At 70.5% G+C, this 17,385-nt stretch carries 18 protein-coding genes; 11 read left to right on the top strand and 7 right to left on the bottom strand.

All coding sequences use genetic code 11. The annotated features are described in order from the left end of the window. The first annotated feature begins 7 nt into the window (after nucleotides 1–7). Nucleotides 8–625: a trimeric intracellular cation channel family protein gene (locus tag ABZW60_RS22015; protein WP_355479547.1), complete on the top strand. Its 618-nt coding sequence runs from the start codon at nucleotides 8–10 to the stop codon at nucleotides 623–625. On the opposite strand, the gene ABZW60_RS22010 is transcribed toward ABZW60_RS22015, so the two are convergent. Both ABZW60_RS22010 and ABZW60_RS22005 read right to left on the bottom strand, forming a co-directional pair. Further along, entirely contained in the window at nucleotides 608–1,321 is a 714-nt protein-coding gene (locus ABZW60_RS22010) for a MerR family transcriptional regulator (protein WP_355479545.1), read from the bottom strand. The genes ABZW60_RS22015 and ABZW60_RS22010 overlap by 18 nt on opposite strands. Nucleotides 1,322–1,361: 40 nt before the next feature. Continuing rightward, the gene (locus ABZW60_RS22005; protein WP_355479543.1) at nucleotides 1,362–2,537 is read right to left on the bottom strand and encodes an MFS transporter; all 1,176 of its coding nucleotides are present in this window, start codon (nucleotides 2,535–2,537) and stop codon (nucleotides 1,362–1,364) included. 72 nt (nucleotides 2,538–2,609) lie between these two features. Between ABZW60_RS22005 and ABZW60_RS22000 the strand changes: the two genes are divergently transcribed. From ABZW60_RS22000 to ABZW60_RS21990, 3 genes are all read left to right on the top strand, one after another. Next, the gene (locus ABZW60_RS22000; RefSeq protein ID WP_355479541.1) at nucleotides 2,610–3,680 is read left to right on the top strand and encodes a ferrochelatase; all 1,071 of its coding nucleotides are present in this window, start codon (nucleotides 2,610–2,612) and stop codon (nucleotides 3,678–3,680) included. Further along, nucleotides 3,677–4,471: an inositol monophosphatase family protein gene (locus ABZW60_RS21995; RefSeq protein ID WP_355479540.1), complete on the top strand. Its 795-nt coding sequence runs from the start codon at nucleotides 3,677–3,679 to the stop codon at nucleotides 4,469–4,471. The genes ABZW60_RS22000 and ABZW60_RS21995 overlap by 4 nt, the downstream gene beginning before the upstream one ends. A 295-nt stretch (nucleotides 4,472–4,766) precedes the next feature. Then, on the top strand, nucleotides 4,767–5,066 hold the full coding sequence (locus ABZW60_RS21990) for a DUF4193 domain-containing protein (RefSeq protein WP_130379292.1): 300 nt from the start codon (nucleotides 4,767–4,769) through the stop codon (nucleotides 5,064–5,066). Nucleotides 5,067–5,143: 77 nt separating this feature from the next. Here the strand turns inward: ABZW60_RS21990 and ABZW60_RS21985 are convergent, their stop codons facing one another. After that, on the bottom strand, nucleotides 5,144–5,473 hold the full coding sequence (locus ABZW60_RS21985; protein WP_355479538.1) for a DUF4235 domain-containing protein: 330 nt from the start codon (nucleotides 5,471–5,473) through the stop codon (nucleotides 5,144–5,146). Between the two features lie 28 nt (nucleotides 5,474–5,501). After that, a complete protein-coding gene (locus tag ABZW60_RS21980; protein ID WP_355479536.1) occupies nucleotides 5,502–5,969 on the bottom strand; it encodes a DUF3093 domain-containing protein in 468 nt (155 codons plus the stop codon). Nucleotides 5,970–6,021: 52 nt separating this feature from the next. On the opposite strand from ABZW60_RS21980, the gene dut reads away from it, so the two are divergent. From dut to ABZW60_RS21960, 4 genes are all read left to right on the top strand, one after another. Continuing rightward, entirely contained in the window at nucleotides 6,022–6,474 is a 453-nt protein-coding gene (dut, locus tag ABZW60_RS21975) for a dUTP diphosphatase (RefSeq protein WP_355479534.1), read from the top strand. A 75-nt stretch (nucleotides 6,475–6,549) separates the two neighbouring features. Continuing rightward, nucleotides 6,550–7,197 (top strand): DUF3710 domain-containing protein, encoded by a 648-nt coding sequence (locus ABZW60_RS21970; RefSeq protein WP_355479533.1) that lies wholly within the window; start codon nucleotides 6,550–6,552, stop codon nucleotides 7,195–7,197. Between the two features lie 19 nt (nucleotides 7,198–7,216). Then, nucleotides 7,217–7,606, top strand: coding sequence for an OB-fold nucleic acid binding domain-containing protein (locus tag ABZW60_RS21965; RefSeq protein ID WP_355479532.1), 390 nt, complete (start codon nucleotides 7,217–7,219; stop codon nucleotides 7,604–7,606). After that, entirely contained in the window at nucleotides 7,599–8,375 is a 777-nt protein-coding gene (locus ABZW60_RS21960; protein WP_355479531.1) for a DUF3159 domain-containing protein, read from the top strand. The genes ABZW60_RS21965 and ABZW60_RS21960 overlap by 8 nt, the downstream gene beginning before the upstream one ends. 57 nt (nucleotides 8,376–8,432) lie before the next feature. Here the strand turns inward: ABZW60_RS21960 and ABZW60_RS21955 are convergent, their stop codons facing one another. Then, nucleotides 8,433–8,873 carry a VOC family protein gene (locus ABZW60_RS21955; protein WP_355479529.1) on the bottom strand — a complete coding sequence of 147 codons (441 nt, stop codon included), beginning with the start codon at nucleotides 8,871–8,873 and terminating at the stop codon, nucleotides 8,433–8,435. Nucleotides 8,874–9,058: 185 nt separating this feature from the next. Between ABZW60_RS21955 and ABZW60_RS21950 the strand changes: the two genes are divergently transcribed. Continuing rightward, nucleotides 9,059–12,685, top strand: a complete 3,627-nt coding sequence (locus ABZW60_RS21950) for a S8 family serine peptidase (RefSeq protein WP_355479527.1) — start codon at nucleotides 9,059–9,061, stop codon at nucleotides 12,683–12,685. 35 nt (nucleotides 12,686–12,720) lie between these two features. Here the strand turns inward: ABZW60_RS21950 and ABZW60_RS21945 are convergent, their stop codons facing one another. Both ABZW60_RS21945 and ABZW60_RS21940 read right to left on the bottom strand, forming a co-directional pair. Beyond that, nucleotides 12,721–13,398, bottom strand: a complete 678-nt coding sequence (locus ABZW60_RS21945; RefSeq protein ID WP_355479525.1) for a TrkA family potassium uptake protein — start codon at nucleotides 13,396–13,398, stop codon at nucleotides 12,721–12,723. Beyond that, on the bottom strand, nucleotides 13,398–14,060 hold the full coding sequence (locus tag ABZW60_RS21940; protein WP_355479523.1) for a TrkA family potassium uptake protein: 663 nt from the start codon (nucleotides 14,058–14,060) through the stop codon (nucleotides 13,398–13,400). Before ABZW60_RS21940 ends, ABZW60_RS21945 begins: the two co-directional genes overlap by 1 nt. Nucleotides 14,061–14,154: 94 nt before the next feature. Between ABZW60_RS21940 and ABZW60_RS21935 the strand changes: the two genes are divergently transcribed. Both ABZW60_RS21935 and ABZW60_RS21930 read left to right on the top strand, forming a co-directional pair. Further along, nucleotides 14,155–16,185 (top strand): APC family permease, encoded by a 2,031-nt coding sequence (locus ABZW60_RS21935; RefSeq protein ID WP_355479521.1) that lies wholly within the window; start codon nucleotides 14,155–14,157, stop codon nucleotides 16,183–16,185. Then, nucleotides 16,182–17,381 carry a class I SAM-dependent RNA methyltransferase gene (locus ABZW60_RS21930; RefSeq protein WP_355479519.1) on the top strand — a complete coding sequence of 400 codons (1,200 nt, stop codon included), beginning with the start codon at nucleotides 16,182–16,184 and terminating at the stop codon, nucleotides 17,379–17,381. The genes ABZW60_RS21935 and ABZW60_RS21930 overlap by 4 nt, the downstream gene beginning before the upstream one ends. Nucleotides 17,382–17,385: the final 4 nt, after the last annotated feature.

Here is a 17,385-nt window from a genome sequence, read left to right as displayed (position 1 = left end):
GCGGGCTGTGAGTGGATCCGTGGTGCTGCAGGTGCTCGACCTGGTCGGGATCTTCGTGTTCGGGATCACCGGCGCGCTGGTCGGCGTACGCAAGAAGCTGGACGTGTTCGGCATCCAGGTGCTGGCCCTGGTCACCGGACTCGGCGGCGGCTTCATCCGCGACGTGCTGATCGGCCAGGCGCCGCCGGCCGCGCTGCGGGACTGGCGGTACCTGGTGGTCCCGATCGCGGCCGGTCTGCTGACGTTCTTCCTGCACCCGGGGATCGGCCGGGTCGAGCGGCTGGTGAACATCTTCGACGCGGCCGGTCTCGCCCTGTTCTGCGTGACCGGGGCGCTGAAGGCGATCGAGTTCGGCCTGTCACCGATCTCCGCGGCACTCCTCGGCACGCTCTCGGGTATCGGCGGCGGCGTCCTGCGCGACGTGCTCAGCGGCCGCGTCCCGGTCGTCCTGCGCTCCGAGATCTACGCCACGCCGGCGCTCCTGGGGGCCGCCATCGTCGTGATCGCGTCCGCGCTGGAGTATCACGCCCTGTGGGTCCCGATCGCCGCCGCCGTCACCTGCTTCGCGATCCGGCTGGTCGCGATCCGCCGCGGCTGGAACGCCCCGCTACCCCGCAATCCGTGACGGCGGGGCCCAGCCGTTGACCACGGCAACGAGCTCGAGATAGCGCTCCCAGCGCGGATCGACGGCACGGCGCAGCGCGAACAGCCGTCCGCGGAACTCCGGGTCGGCGCCGGCGCGCAGCGGGTCGCCGACGGCGAGCGCCTGGTACCCGGTGGCGAGGCGGCGCACCGACGTACGGAAGTCCTCGTCGGTCACCAGCCGGGTGATCTCCGTCCAGGCGGCGAGTTGGGTGGCGTCGGCGTCCTCGGGCAGCATCGGGGTGAGGTTCTGGTGGATCGCCTGGTCGACGCCTCGGAGTGTGGTGCTGAGGAAGTCCGCGATCTGGGCGCGGCGGTCCTGCTCGGATTGCTCGGTCATGAGGTCAAGGTCCTCCGGGTCGGGATGTTGGGCGAGGACCGTGAGCAGGGCGTGCTGCCGGCGCAACGTCTGGATCTGGATCGCCAAGGCCTCCGCATGGGTGGCGGCCACGTCGGAGAGCGAGCGCTCGTCGCGCAGCACGGCGCCGATCGTCGGCAGATCCAGGTCCAGGGCCCGCAACGTCCGGATCAGCCGCAGGCGGGCGACGGCGGTGTCGTCGTACCGCCGGTGGCCGGCCGCCGTCCGCCCGGAGGTCAGCAGCCCGAGGTCGGAGTAGTGCCGCACGGCCTTCACCGACACCCCGGCGAGCCGCGCCGCTGCCCCGATCGAATGGTCCATGTCCACCACCCTCACACCTCCCGTAACAGGAGATGCAAGCCTAGTTGTGGGCGAAGCGTTCCTTCGGCCGGGCGAAGGTGATCGAGACCGCCGCGACGATCGCACAGGCGATCCCGACGCCGAACGGGACCCAGTACGCGTCCGACGGTCCCCACACGTCGACCGCGTGCCCGGCGGCGGCGTTGCCCGGCGCGACACCGAGCAGGATGCCCGTCACGGTCCACGTGATCGCTTCGGTCAGCCGCTCCGGCGGCACCCACTCCTCGACACACGCGGTGACCGCGACCATCGTCGGAGCGATCGTCATGCCGCAGCAGAAGAGCACGGCGCCGAGCAGCCAGATGCTGTCGACCCAGGGGAGCGGCGCCAGCGTGATCGCGAGCGCGATCGTGCCGAGCAGCAGCCGGCGCTCGACCGGAGCCCGCCAGTGCACGGAGCCGTACCAGAGCCCGGCCAGCAGGCTGCCGAACGCCCAGACCGCGAGGACGACGCCGGACAGCCCGGCCTGTCCCTTCTCGGTGGTGAACGCGACGGTGATCACCTCGGCGCCACCAAGAGTCGCACCGAGCCCGAGACCGATCAGGCTGAGCAGCATGATGGACAGCCAGGGGAGTGGCGCCTGCTCGTCGCCGTTCGCCTTGCCCCGGCCGGGCGGATCGGACGCGCGCAGCAGCGCCAGCCAGATACCACCGGCCAGTCCCAGCACGCCGGCGGCGGACAGAGCGGCGTACGGACTCACTTGCGTCGCCAGCGCGGTGACGAGGACAGGGCCGACGATGAACACGACCTCGTCGCCGACAGCTTCCAGTGCGAAGGCCGTCTGCAGTGCGCGGCCACGGCCCAGCAAGTGCGTCCAGCGGGCCCGGACGAACGAGCCGACCTGCGGTCTCGTGCCACCGGCGATGAAAGACAGCACGTACAGCACCCAGGTAGCAGCGTCGGCGCGGACTGCGACCAGCAGCGCGGCCAGAGCGACCGTGCAGGTCACTGAGCCGATCAGGATCAGCCCGCGCTGACCGAAGCGGTCGACGAGGCGTCCCTGGACCGGACCGGTCAGCGCGCCGGCGATCACAGCCACGCCGGAGACCGCGCCGGCGAGACCGTACGAACCGCTCTCCTGGGCGATCAGGATGACGATGCCCAGACCGATCATCGAGATCGGCATACGCCCCAGGATCCCGGCGGCGAAGAAGGCGCCGGCACCGGGACGGCGCATGAGGTGAACGTAGGGCTTGAGCATGAGAGACCGGGAGCAGCTTAGCCTCCGGCCGTCTGAGAAGCTTGGAATATGTCGCCAGCCGCACCTCCCTACGACGCTGTGCTGTTGCTCTCCTTCGGTGGACCCGAGAAGCCCGATGACGTGTTGCCGTTCCTGCAGAACGTGACCCGCGGCCGCGGGATCCCGGACGAGCGCCTCAAGGAGGTCGGCGAGCACTACTACGCGTTCGGCGGCCGGAGCCCGATCAACGACCAGAACCGGGCGCTGCTGACGGCGCTGCGGGCGTCGTTCGACGAGATCGGGCTGGACCTGCCGATCTACTGGGGCAACCGCAACTGGGCGCCGTACCTGACCGACACGATGCGCGAGATGGCCGCCGACGGCATCCGGCGTGCTGTGGTGATCGTCACCTCCGCCTACCCGTCGTACTCCGGCTGCCGGCAGTACCGGGAGAACCTCGAGGACGCCGCCCGCGAGGTCCCGGACGCGCCGCGGATCGACAAACTGCGGCACTACGCGAACCACCCCGGCTTCGTCGACGCGTTCGTCGAGTCGACCGCCGACGCGCTGGGCAAGCTCCCGGACGGCGCCGCGATCGCGTACGTCACGCACTCGATCCCGACCGCGATGAACGCGACCAGCGGCCCGGACGGCAACGGGTACGTCGACTGGCACCTGGACGTCGCCGCGTCGATCACCGCGGAGCTCGAGCGCCGCACCGGGCAGACCCGGCGGACCGATCTCGTCTACTGCTCGCGGTCCGGGCCGCCGCAGGTGCCGTGGCTGGAGCCGGACGTGAACGACCACCTGGAGGTGCTGGCGGCCGACGGTGTGCCCGGCGTGGCCGTCGTACCGATCGGGTTCGTCAGCGACCACATGGAGGTCATCTACGACCTCGACACCGAGGCCGCGGAGACCGCCGAGAAGCTCCGGCTGCCGATGGCGCGGGCCGCGACGCCGGGGACCGACGCGAGGTTCGTGACCATGCTCCGCGACCTCGTGCTCGAGCGGGCGGCCGCCGAGCGCGGCGAGGAACCGGCCCGGCCCTGCGTCGGCAAGCTCGGCCCGGGCTGGGACGACTGCCGCCACGACTGCTGTCCACCGCTCCGCCGACCTACCCCAGCGAAGGAAGCCGTATGACCTCCTCGGAAGAGCTGTTGAAGCTTGCGGTCGACGTGGCGGAGGAGGCGGCGCACCTGATCGTCGAACGCCGCCGCGGCACGATCACCGTCGCCGACACCAAGAGCACGGTGACCGACGTGGTCACCGCGGTCGACCGCGAGTCCGAGGAGCTGATCAGGGCCCGCATCCTGCAGGCGCGGCCGGACGACTCGTTCCTCGGCGAGGAGGGCGACGACGTGGTCGGCACCAGCGGGGTGCGCTGGGTGGTCGACCCGATCGACGGCACCGTCAACTACCTCTACGACCTCCCGACGTACGCCGTCTCGATCGCGGTGGAGTACGGCGGGGAGACCGTCGCCGGGGTGGTCGTGGACGCGCCGAAGGGTGAGGTGTTCACCGCGACGAAGGGCGGCGGGGCGTTCGCGGACGGCCGGCCGATCCGGGCGTCCGGCGCGACCGAGCTGAGCCAGGCACTGGTCGGGACCGGATTCGGGTACGACCCGGCCCGCCGGCAGGTGCAGGCCGAGGTGATCCAGCACCTGATCACCAAGGTCCGCGACATCCGCCGGATCGGGGTCGGCGCGATCGACCTGTGCTACGTCGCCTGCGGCCGGCTGGACGTGGTGTACGAGCGCGGCCTGAACCCGTGGGACTACGGCGCCGGGGCGCTGATCGCGGCCGAGGCCGGCGCCCGGATCGGCGGGCTGAACGGCGCGCCGGTATCGCCGGAGATGTCGATCGCGGCCACGCCGGCGCTGTTCGAGCCGTTCCACGCGTTACTCGCCGCAGCCGACCCGTTGCGCGCGTAGATGCCGAAGAATGCTCGTTTCTGCGCAGTAGTGCGCACTAACGAGCATTCTGCTGTTCGGTCCTGACATTTGTGGCGACACGCGGGCCACAGCATGGACCCAGTCGTGCATTGCGGACCTTTATAAGGCACAATCCCGTCCTCGGGAACGGTGTTTGCCGGTCCCGGCCTGGCTGTCAAGGGTTTCGGGGGACGAAAGTTCGGCGCGGTGCTCCGACGCGGAATTTCTCGGCCGCTCCACCCGTTCAAGGGCTCAGCAGGCAACACCACGGGTACGAAGAGGGCAGGGAAACACCATGGCGACTGATTACGACGCCCCGCGCAAGACGGACGAGGACGCTTCCGAAGAGTCGATCGAGGAGCTCAAGACTCGCCGCCACGACAAGAACTCCGGCAAGGTCGACGAGGACGAGGCCGAGGCCGCGGAGAGCTTCGAGCTGCCCGGCGCGGACCTGAGTCACGAGGAGCTGGCGGTCCGGGTCCTCCCGCGCCAGGCCGACGAGTTCACCTGTTCGAGCTGCTTCCTGGTTCACCACCGCAGCCAGCTCGCCGAAACGAAGAACGGGCAGCTGATCTGCCGCGACTGCGCAGCCTGACGCCGGCGCCCTACTTCGTCAACAACGCAGAACGGGACCGTCCACTTCGGTGGAACGGTCCCGTTGGCGTACCTGCTTCAGTCCTCTTTCTTGACCAGCCCGGTGTCGGTGCCCCTGATCAGGCGGCCGGCGACCGAGTCCTGGACGTACCCGGGCGGCGCGTGGCCCGTGCTCTTCAGGTAGTACGCGGCGGCGCGGCGCTCCGCGAACAGCTTCGCCGCTGCGGCGGCCGCGGCACTCGCGGCGGCCCAGCTCATGACCTCCAGGTACTCGCCCTGGCCGTCCTTCGGCGGCTTGCCGCCGGACCCCAGCTTCCAGGCCGTGCTGACCGCCTTGCTCGCGGCCAGGCCCACCACGATCGTGAAGGCGGCCTGCACCAGCTTCCAGCCGATCTTCGCTCCGACCACTGCATCCTCCTAGGGCAACTGCTGACAGTCAGGATCTTCCCACGCTGTGCCCGCTCAGGGCGGCAGCCAATCGGTCGGGGTGGCGGGTGCCGACCAGCCAGTACGGCGCCGGGTCGCCCGGATCGGTGATCTGCACCCGGACGGCGCCGCGAAGGTAGCTGCGCAGCACGAGGAACGCCTGCGGGTCGCAGTCCCGCCCGAACGCGTGCCGTGCGTCGTCGCCGGTCAGTGCCTCGACGGTGCCCAGGTACGCGCGGTCGATCTCGGCGCGCCCGGCCCGGAACCGCGTCTCGTCGACCTCGACGCGCGCCCCGCCGTACCGCAGGAACAGCGCCAGCAGCAGGATCGCGGCGAGCCCGCCGACGACGGCGCCGGCCGGCGTCCCGACGGGCACGGCGACGATGACGAACAGGGTGACCACGGCGGCCGCGGCGATGATCCACCACGACACCGGCACCCGCAGACTCTCGCGATACGTGCTTTGTTCCAGGCCCACAGGACCAGCCTGGCACGTGGACCGTCCGGCCCGCTCGATAGGGTCGCCTCTCGTGACCGAGGTACTGATCCAGCGACTCGACCCCGACCTGCCGCTCCCGTCGTACGCGCATCCCGGCGACGCCGGCGCGGACCTGGTGGCGGCCGCCGACCTCACCCTGAAGCCGGGGGAGCGCGGCCTGGTCGGCACCGGGATCGCCATCGCCCTGCAGGACGGGTACGCGGCGTTCGTGCATCCGCGCTCCGGACTGGCCGCCAAGCACGGCGTCTCGATCGTGAACGCGCCCGGCACCGTCGACGCCGGGTACCGCGGCGAGATCAAGATCAACCTGATCAACCTCGACCCTGCCGAAGAGGTGACGATCCGGCGCGGCGACCGGATCGCGCAGCTGGTGATCCAGCAGGTGGAGAAGGCGCGTTTCGTCGAGGTGAGCTCGCTGCCCGGCTCCGCGCGGGGTGACGGGGGACACGGGTCGACGGGCGGTTTCGGTGATGTGACACGCTGAGCAGGTGCATCCGTTGACCTGTCGGATGCGCGAGACTACGGCGGCCGTAAACAAACCAAGGAAGTAGGCAGCAGCGTGATCTTCCGCCGCAAGGGCAAGAACGACGAGCCCGAGACGAGCGAGACCCTCGAGGAGGCCGGTTCGGCGGACCCCCGCGCCGAGGGCCCGTTCGACTCGAGCGAGGTCGACGCCGCCGATCTGGAGGCGGAGGACCGGATCGACCTGGGTGCGCTGGTCGTCACCGGCATGCCCGGCATGGAGCTCGGCCTGCAGGTCGACGAGCAGAGCGGTGTCGTCCAGGCCGTGCTGCTGATGCTCGACGATTCCGCGCTGGAGCTGCGCGCGTTCGCCGCGCCGAAGACCACCGGCATCTGGGACGAGGTCCGCCAGGAGATCGCCGCCGAGGCCGCCCGGATGGGTGGTACGGCGACCGAGACCGACGGCCCGTTCGGCACCGAACTCGTGCTGGTCGTGCCGGTCGAGGACCCGGAAGGACAGGTGTTCAGCCAGACCTCCCGGGTGATCGGCGTGGACGGCCCGCGCTGGCTGCTCCGCGGCACGGTGCTCGGCCGCGCCGCCGTCGAGCCGGACGCCGCCGAGCCGATGGAGGCGACGCTGCGCAACGTCGTCGTGGTCCGCGGGAACGAGCCGATGGCGGTCCGCGAGTCGCTGCCGCTGCAGCTGCCGCCGGGTGCCCAGGCGAACGCGCCCGAAGAGGCCTGAGCGGACTACACTCGACGACATGGGTAGCAACAAACCCGCGGGGCTGTGGAAGCGCGCGTTCCGTGGGCTGGCCGGAGACCGCGACCAGCAGGACGCCGAGGTCCTCCAGGACTTCGCGCAGGACTGTGGCGCGCGGTCCATCACCGGCTGCCACGACCGTGAACTGGTCACGCTGTACGGCACGCTGCGCACCATCACGTTCAGCCCGCGCGGCGGCGTCCCGGCACTGGAGGGTGAGTTGTACGACGGCACCGGCACGGTGAAGCTGATCTGGCTCGGCCGCCGCAAGATCGGCGGCATCCACGCCGGCTCGGAGCTGATCGCCTCCGGCCGGATCGGCGTCGTCGACGGCGACCGGGTGATGTTCAACCCGCGCTACGAGCTGCGCCCTACGGCTGCTCATGGCTGAGCCGACGTCCCGCCGGGACCAGGTCGAGGACGATCTGCAGGAGAAGATGGTCGAGATCCTGAAGCCCGAGGTCGAGGCGGCCGCCACACAGGCCGCGCACGAGCAGCAGCCGCCGAAGTCCACCGACAAGGACTTCTTCCATGCGCTCGGTGGCTGGGGCGCGTTGCTCGACATCGGCCTGCCGTGGATCGCGTTCCTGGTCGCGTATGCGGCGACCGACCACAAGCTGCAGCTCTCGCTGATCATCGCGGTCGGCCTGGCCGCCGTGCTCGCGGTGGTGCGGCTGATCCGCCGGCAACCGCTGCGGAACGTGTTCGGCGGGTTCATCGGCGTACTGATCTCGGCCTGGGTCGCGAACCGGACCGGCAACGCGAAGGACTTCTATGTCCCGGGCCTGCTCACCAACCTCGGCTACGGCCTGCTGTACCTGATCACGGTCCTGATCCGCTGGCCGCTGTTCGGCGTCCTGTACGGCGTGATCACCCAGACCGGCACCGCCTGGCGCCGCGACCCCGACCTGCTCAAGGGCTTCTCCCGCGCCACGCTGGTCTTCGTGGGCCTGTTCGCGATCCGGCTGATCGTCCAGGTCCCGCTGTACTTCACCGGCAGCCTGAACGCCCTCGGCATCGCGAAGATCGGCCTCGGCCTGCCGTTCTACGCCCTGGCGATCTGGCTCGCGTACGCCGTACTCCGCGGCTCCATGCCCCCCGAGAAGTGGGCCGAGGCCCGCGACAGCATCACCCATCTGCTGCGGGGCAACAAGAAGTAGCCCGCTCCGAGAGGACCGCGGCAGCTGTCTGTTTGACGGCCTGCGGCCGGGGGCGAGTCAGCGGGTCTGGACGAACTTGAGTTGGTGGGACTCGGGGTCGCGGACCCAGGCGAACAGCAGGCGGCCGTCCGGGGAGTCGGTGGGTGGGACGACGGCGGTCGCACCGGCGGTGAGTGCCTCGGCGTACAGGGCGTGCACGTCGTCACACCAGAACACGATCTCCGTGGCGGGACGGTCGGCCGGTTCGACGCCGAGGTTGACGAGGTCGTTGGCGACCCGCGCCGACGTCAGCCCGATGCGGATGCCGGCCGCCTCGACCTCGACGTGCTGGACCGGGCCGGAGGCCGGTGCCCGGAAGGCTTCGTCCAGGCCGAGGTCGTTGTAGAAGGCAAGGCACCTGTCCACGTCGTCGCAGAACAGGTTGACCTGGAACTGCTGGATCCGCGGCAACTCGTCGGACTCCTTGTGGTGGTGGGGCGAGAGCACATCATCACCCATCTGCTGCGGGGGCAACAAGAAGTAGCCGCGGTGTCACAAGGATGACGTGGCGAGAACTGGCCACGGTTATCCGCTGAACGCTCCGCGTCCGGGTGCCTACGATTTCGCGACTTTGTCCGCATGAATCCTGTGAGGCACTCGTGACTCCACGCCTTGGCCGTGGGTCCGGACCGCTGGCTGCTTGCTTGGCAGCCGTCGTCCTGGCCACGACCTTGACCGGCGGCCCCGCCGCCGCTGCCCAGCCCGGCACCACTACAGCGCCAACCGAGCCCGCACCTGCCGGCAAGCCGGTGGCGGGAAGCGTCACCCTGGTCACCGGTGACAAGGTGACGCTGTCCGTCGGAGCCGACGGCAAGCAGAACGTGACCGTGACCGGCCCGGACGGGCGGCTCGCGGACAACGACGTCCACGTCGACGGCGGCGACACGTACGTGTATCCGCGCTCCGCCGCCCGCTACCTCGCCGCGAAGCTCCTCGACAACGACCTGTTCAACGTGACCAGGCTGGTGGCCGACGGGTACGGCGACCAGGTGCCGTTGATCGTCACCTACACCGACGCCGCCGCGGGTTCGCGGACCCAGCAGGTGCCGTCCGGTGCCCGCCGGCAGCGCACGCTGGACAGCATCCACGGCGCCGCGGTGGTCACCGACGGAACGGCCGGCTTCTGGCACTCGCTGACCGCGGGCCCGACCGCGCGGTCGCAGACGCCCGCGCTCGCCGGCGGTATCGCCAAGGTCTGGCTGGACGGCAAGGTCAACGCCGACCTCGCCGAGAGCACCGCGCAGATCGGCGCGCCCGAAGTCTGGCAGGGCGGCAACACCGGCCAGGGGGTCGACGTCGCGGTCCTGGACACCGGGGTCGACCTCGAGCATCCGGACCTGGACGATCGCGTCGCCGCCTCGGCCAGCTTCGTCCCCGGCGAGGACGTCACCGACCGGCAGGGCCACGGTACGCATGTTGCCTCGACCATCGCCGGCACCGGCGACGCCTCCGGCGGCGTGGAGCGCGGCGTCGCGCCCGGGGCCCGGTTGCACGTCGGCAAGGTGCTGAACAACGAGGGCGGCGGCCAGGAGTCCTGGATCATCGCCGGCATGGAGTGGGCCGCCCGCGACCAGCACGCCAAGGTGATCAGCATGAGCCTGGGTGGCAGTCCGACCGACGGCACGGACCCCATGAGCCAGGCGCTGAACACGCTCTCGGCCGAGACCGGCGCCCTCTTCACCGTTGCCGCCGGCAACGCCGGACCCGGGTTCTACACCGTCGGATCGCCGGGCGCCGCGGACGCCGCGCTGACGGTCGGTGCGGTCGACGGCGCCGACAGCCTGGCCGACTTCTCCAGTTGGGGGCCGCGTCTGGGTGACGGCGGACTGAAGCCCGAGATCACCGCGCCCGGCGTCGACGTGCTGGCGGCCCGCTCGCAGTACGCGGCCGAAGGCTCCGGGTACTACCAGGAGCTCAGCGGCACGTCGATGGCGACGCCGCACGTGGCGGGAGCCGCGGCCCTGCTGGCTGCACAGCACCCGGACTGGTCGGGTGTGCAGCTGAAGGACGCTCTGGTGAGCAACGCCAAGCCCACGCCGCAATACCTGCCGTACAAGGCCGGCAACGGTCGCCTCGACATTGCGGCGGCCACCAAGTCGCCCCTCTCCGCGACAGCCTCGGCCTACGCCGGGTACCACACCTGGCCGGTGCCGGCGGGAGACAAGGTGGTCAAGGAGGTCACCTACACGAACAACGGTGACACCGACGCCACCCTCGACCTCTCGACCCAGGTCGACGAGGCTCCGGCGGGCCTGTTCACGCTCTCGGCGTCGACGGTGACCGTGCCGGCGCACGGCCAGGCGAGCGTGACGCTCACCGCAACGGTCGACCTGCTACCGGTCGACAAGCAGCTGTCCGGCCGGCTCGTCGCGGTCGATGCCGTGAACCACCGCCAGCTCGGCACACTGATCGGGATCGGCCGGGAGGGCGAGCGCCATGAACTCACGCTGAACGCCAAGGACCGCTCCGGGCGCCCGCTCGCCGGCGACGCGATCCTGATCGGCCGGGGCAGCTACGGCCAGTTCACGGTCGGCGAGGAGGGTGTGCGGCTGCGACTCCCGGCCGGCGAGTACACGACCTGGCTGACCACCGACGTCGAAGGTACGCACGGGCCGAGCAGCAAGGGCCTCGCCGTCCTCAGCCTGGTCGACATCCACCTCGACCAGGACCGCACGGCGACGTACGACGCGCGCCAGGCTCGCGAACTGAAGAGCACAGCGCCGCAGGCCACCACACTCGGAGAGGTGCGGGTCAACGCGTACCGGGACTTCGGCCGGGACTTCTCGGTGGGTTCGTCGCGCTGGCCGGATGCGAGCTACGACAGCGCGTGGGTGCTGCCGACGCCGAAGGTGACCGACGGCGCGTTCGTGGCCGGCGCACGCTGGCGGCTCGAACAGCCCGCGCTGACACTCGGCTCGTACGACGACGTGCGGGTACGGCGACCTGCCACGCCGCTGCCGAAGGGCCGCCACGACCTGGAGGCTGTGTACGCCGGAGACGGGTCCGCGGCCGCGGCGCGTGGGGTGGACCGCCGGGGCAAGGCCGTGGTGGTTCGGCGCAACGACGCCGTCTCGTTGACGGACCAGGCGGCGGCAGCGGCCGCGGCCGGGGCGAAGCTGCTCGTGGTGGTGAACGACGGGGTCGGCAAGCTCGACCCGTGGGTGGACTCGATCTGGGCGCCGGCGCCGCCGCCGCTCACGATCGCGACGCTGACCCGGGACGAGGGGGAGCGCCTGATCACCGCGTTGCAGCAGGGCCGGCAGCACACGCTCACCGCCGACTCGAATCCGGTGACGGCCTACCAGTACGACCTGTCGCACTTCGCCGATCACGTCCCGGCAGATCCGGCGTACCGGCCGGGTCCGCGGGACCTCGCCCGCCTGGACGTTGCCTACCGCAACTTCCGCCCGGGCGACGGTGTCGAGAACCGGTACGACGTGTGGAACGGCGACTGGGAATCGAGTATGAACAGCTCGGGGATGCCGGTGGCCGCGGTACGGACCGACTGGGTGACCGCCGGGGTGAAGTACCAGGCCATGGCGCAGATCCTGCGCGAGGTCCAGCAGGTCGAGCCGGGCTGGACCAGTTATGGGGCGGGGAGCCGGACGCAGATCGAGTGGTTCGGGCCGATCCAGCGACCGTGGCTGGCGAAGGGCTATTCACCGGTCCGCAACGGTGACCAATTGACCGCGGTGTCGCCCGGCTGGGGCACCGGGCCGGTCATCGGCACCGCGCAGGGCAACTGGGACCTCACCCAGCAGCTCAGCCTGTACCAGGGCGGCCAGCTGGTGAAGCAGGAGCAGCGGGATCAGCTGACCGCGACGGGCCTGAGCCCCGACCGGCTGCCGTACCGGCTGGTCGCCGAGAACACCCGGGGTGCCTACCCGAACCCGTTCTCGACCTCGACCCGGACCGAGTGGGGATTCACCTCGGCCGCGTCCGGCGAGGCGGTCAGCGAGTCGCTGATCCAGCTGCACTACGCCGTCGACGTGGACGCCGACGGCCGGGCACGCCGTACGGCGGAACTCGGCGTCACACCACGGTGGTCCGAGTCGTCCTCGGTTCTCGGTGTGCGAAGGCCGACGGTCGACGTGTCGTACGACGACGGCAAGACCTGGCGGCACGCCGAGGTACGGCGTACCGGGGCCGGCTGGAGCACCCGGCTGGACGCGCCGCGGTCCGCACAGTTCGTGACGTTGCGGACGCGGGCCGATGACGGAGCGGGCCACACTGTCGACCAGGAGATCGTGCGGGCCTTCGGTTTGCGGTGATACGGGACGGGAGCCGGGCTCTGGCCCGGCTCCCGTTACTCCGCTTTGAGGTGGTGGTGGGGCGAGAGCATCGCCTCGAGCTGTTCCTCGGTTTCGTCGGCGGCGACGAAGAGGAGCTCGTCGTTGAGTTCGAGGGTGCCCTCGGGGTCGGGACGCAGCACGCGGCCCTCGCGGAGGATCACGACCAGCGCCGTGTCCAGCGGCCAGTCGACGTCGCCGACGCGCTGCCCGATCATCGGGGAGTCCTCGGGCAGGGTGAGCTCGACCAGGTTCGCGTCGCCCTGGCGGAAGGTGAACAGCCGGACCAGGTCGCCGACCGACACCGCCTCCTCGACCAGCGCGGACATGATCCGCGGCGTCGACACCGAGACGTCCACGCCCCAGGCCTCGTTGAACATCCACTCGTTCCGCGGGTGGTTGACCCGGGCAACGGTCCGCGGGACGCCGAACTCGGTCTTGGCGAGCAGCGAGACAACCAGGTTGACCTTGTCGTCACCGGTGCTGGCGATCGCCACCTGGCACCGCTGCAGCGCGGCCTCCTCGAGCGAGGACAGTTCGCAGGCGTCGGCGAGCAGCCACTCGGCGCGCGGCACGGACTCGGCCTTGATCGCGCGGGGGTCCTTGTCGATCAGCAGGACCTCGTGACCGTTCTCCAGCAGTTCGCCGGCGATCGAACGACCGACGTTGCCGGCACCGGCGATGGCTACCCGCATCACAGCTCCTCAGGCTTGGTGCCGAGTTGGGACTCGATCGCGGCGGCGTCCCGCTCGAGCATCACCACGTGGACCAGATCACCCTCCTGGATGACCGTGTCGGCCCGGGGCAGGAGTCCCTCGCCGAGCCGGGTCAGGAACGCGACCCGGGCGCCGGTGGCCTTCTCGATGTCGAAGGCGGCGCGGCCGATCCAGTCCGCGTGCACGTGGACCTCGGCCAGCCGGACGGTCCCGGACGGGTCCCGCCACTCCGGCTCGGAGCCCTCGGGCAGCAGCCGGCGCATCATCTGGTCGACGGTCCAGCGGACCGTGCCGACCGTGGGGATGCCGAGCCGCTGGTAGACCTCGGCGCGACCCGGGTCGTAGATGCGGGCCACCACGTTGCTGATCCCGAACGTCTCGCGGGCCACCCGGGCGGCCAGGATGTTCGAGTTGTCACCGTTCGAGACGGCCGCGAACGCCTCCGCGTCCTCGATCCCGGCCTCGATCAGGATCTCGCGGTCGAACCCCATGCCGACGATCGTCCGGCCGGTGAAGTTGGGGCTCAGCCGGCGGAACGCGTCGGCCGACTGGTCGATGATCGCGACCGTGTGGCTGCGCTTCTCCAGGCCGCGCGCGAGCGTCGACCCGACGCGGCCGCAGCCCATGATGACGACGTGCACTCGCTGATCACTCCTCGGCCACTGCGGGCCCCACTGGCTCGTTCGGCAGGGATAGACGCTACACCGGACCGGGCCTGCCTCTAACATCACCGGTGTGACTCCCGCTCTAGGCGATATCGGCAAACGGCTGCTGCTCGGTCGCAAACTGCGCAGCACCCAGCTGGGTGAGACCCTGCTGCCGAAGCGCATCGCCCTGCCCGTTTTCGCGAGCGACGCGTTGTCGTCGGTCGCGTACGCGCCGGATGAGATCTTCCTGACGCTGTCGATCGCCGGCCTGGCCGCGCTGACGATCTCGTGGAAGATCTCGCTCGCCGTCGCGGTGGTGCTGGTGGTGGTCGTGCTGTCCTACCGCCAGAACGTGCACGCCTACCCGTCCGGCGGCGGTGACTACGAGGTCGCCAACGTGAACCTCGGCCCGACCGCGGGCCTGACGGTCGCGAGCGCCCTGATGGTGGACTACGTCCTGACTGTGGCGGTGTCGATCTCGTCCGCCGCGCAGTACGCCGCCTCGGCGATCCCGGGGCTCGAGGGTCACCAGGCGACGGCGGCGGTGATCGCGGTGCTGTTCCTCACCACGATGAACCTGCGCGGGGTCCGCGAGTCGGGGGCGGCGTTCGCGATCCCGACGTACATCTTCATGTTCACCATTCTCGGGATGGCCGCCTGGGGCTTCGGCCGGCTGCTGTTCGGGACCCTGCCCGACGCGAGCAGTTCGACGCTCGACATCGCCGCCGAGAACCAGTTCGCGCACGGCGCCAGCGGCCTGGCGATGGCGTTCCTGATCCTGCGGGCGTTCTCGTCCGGGTGCGCGGCGCTGACCGGCGTCGAGGCGATCAGCAACGGCGTGCCGGCGTTCAAGAAGCCGAAGAGCCGGAACGCGGCGACCACGCTGGCCCTGCTCGGGTCGATCTCGATCGCGATGGTCGTCAGCGTGGTCGCGCTGGCCAACGTGATGAAGGTGCGGTTCGCCGAGGACCCGGCCACCCAGCTGGTGCGCGACGGCGTCCCGGTCGGGGAGGGCTACCACCAGGACCCGGTGATCGGCCAGCTCGCGAAGGGCATCTTCGACCACTTCTCACCCGGCTTCTACCTGGTCGCCGCGGCCACCGGCGTGATCCTGGTGCTGGCCGCGAACACCGCCTTCAACGGTTTCCCGGTGCTGGGCTCGATCCTGGCCCGCGACGGGTACCTGCCGCGGCAGCTGCACACCCGCGGCGACCGGCTGGCGTTCAGCAACGGCATCATCATCCTGGCGGGCTTCGCGATCGTGCTGATCGTCGCCTTCAACGCCGAGGTCACCCGGTTGATCCAGCTGTACATCGTCGGCGTGTTCGTATCCTTCACGGTCAGCCAGACCGGCATGGTCCGGCACTGGACCCGGCTGCTGCGCACCGAGCAGGACCCGGGCAAGCGGGCCCGGATGAAGCGGTCGCGGGTGATCAACGCGATCGGCCTGACCCTGACCGGCATCGTGCTGATCATCGTGCTGATCACGAAGTTCCTGCTCGGCGCGTACATCGCGATCATCGCGATGGCGGTGCTGTTCGTGCTGATGAAGGGCATCCACCGGCACTACGAGACGGTCCGCAAGCAGATGGCCGCCGAGGGCGACGAGCCGCTGATGCTGCCGTCGCGGGTGCACTCGATCGTGCTGGTCTCCAAGCTGCACAAGCCGACCCTGCGGGCGCTGGCGTTCGCGAAGGCGGCCCGGCCGTACCAGCTCGAGGCGGTCACCGTCGACGTCGACCGGGACGAGGCGGACGCGCTGCAGGCCGAGTGGGAGGCCCGCGGCATCCCGATCCCGCTGAAGCGGCTGGCCTCGCCGTACCGGGAGATCACCCGGCCGATCCTGCAGTACGTCCGCGACATCCGGCGGCAGTCGCCGCGGGACGTGGTGATGGTCTACATCCCGGAGTACGTCGTGGGGCACTGGTGGGAGCACATCCTGCACAACCAGAGCGCACTGCGGCTCAAGGGGCGGCTCTTGTTCACACCTGGTGTCATGGTTACGTCCGTTCCTTACCAGTTGCTCTCGTCGCAGGGGGCCGAGGAGCGGCAGGACCGGGTGGAACGGGTGGCCGGCCAGGTACGGCGCGGTGCCCGAAAGACGTCAGGAGATCGGTGACAGACGAGAACAGTCTGGTCGGGGCGGTAGTCGAGCTGGAGGTAGGGCCAGTCGCGCACGGGGGACACTGCGTCGCCCGGCACGAGGGGCAGGTGGTGTTCGTCCGGCACGCGCTGCCGGGGGAGCTGGTGCACGCCCGGATCACCGAGCAGACCGCGAAGTACCTGCGGGCCGACGCGGTCCAGGTGCTCACACCGTCCCCGCAGCGGATCGAGCCGCCCTGCCCCTACGCCGGGCCCGGGCGCTGCGGCGGCTGTGACTTCCAGCACGCCAACATCGTCGAGCAGCGCCGGCTGAAGGCCACGGTCGTGTCGGACACCCTGCGCCGGATCGGCGGGATCGACCGGACCGTGGTGATGGAGTCGCCGGGCGACGACGGGCTCGGATGGCGGACACGGATGCGGTACGCCGTGGTGGACGGGCGCCCCGGCATGTACGCGCACCGCTCGCACGACCTGGTGCCCATCGACCGGTGCCTGATCGCGCATCCGGGGACGCCGGACGTGCTGGGCTCGCGGTGGCCGGGCGTGTCGTCGGTCCAGGCGGTGGTGTCGTCCGAGGGGAAGACCGCCGTACTGACCGACCAGGACCCGGGGGAGCGGCTGGTCGAGGTGGTGCGCGGCCGGCGGTTCCTGGTGGAGGCCGGTGGCTTCTGGCAGGTCCACCCGGCGGCGCCGGAGACGCTGCTGGACGCCGTACTGAGCGGACTGGAGCCTGTCACCGGAGAGACCGCGCTGGACCTGTACTCGGGTGCTGGGCTGTTCGCGGCGTTCCTGGCCGAGGCCGGATGCCCGGTGCTCGCGATCGAGGGCGACAAGGACGCGGTCCGCAACGCCCGGCGGAACCTGCACGACCTCGACGGCGTGACGCTGGAGAACGGCGACGTCGACCGGGTCCTGAACGCGGCCGCCGGTCAGGGCCTCGAACACGTCGACCTGGTCGTCCTCGATCCGCCCCGCACCGGCGCCGGCAAGGACGTCGTACGGCGGATCGCGGCGCTCGGGCCCCGCCGGGTGGCGTACGTCGCGTGCGACCCCGCGGCGCTGGCCCGGGACCTGAAGACGTTCGGGCGGCTCGGGTACGGGATCGCGTCGCTGCGCGCCTTCGACCTGTTCGGGATGACCCACCACATCGAGTGCGTCGCCATCCTCGAGCCTGTGGACAGTGAAGTGGTCAGCTCGGGAGGGCTCGGGTAGCGTC

Origin of the sequence: Kribbella sp. NPDC003557 (assembly GCF_040610805.1) — a bacterium.
Classification (GTDB): domain Bacteria; phylum Actinomycetota; class Actinomycetes; order Propionibacteriales; family Kribbellaceae; genus Kribbella.
Note: the sequence above shows the minus strand (reverse complement) of the source record. Positions and strands in the feature narration are given on the sequence as shown.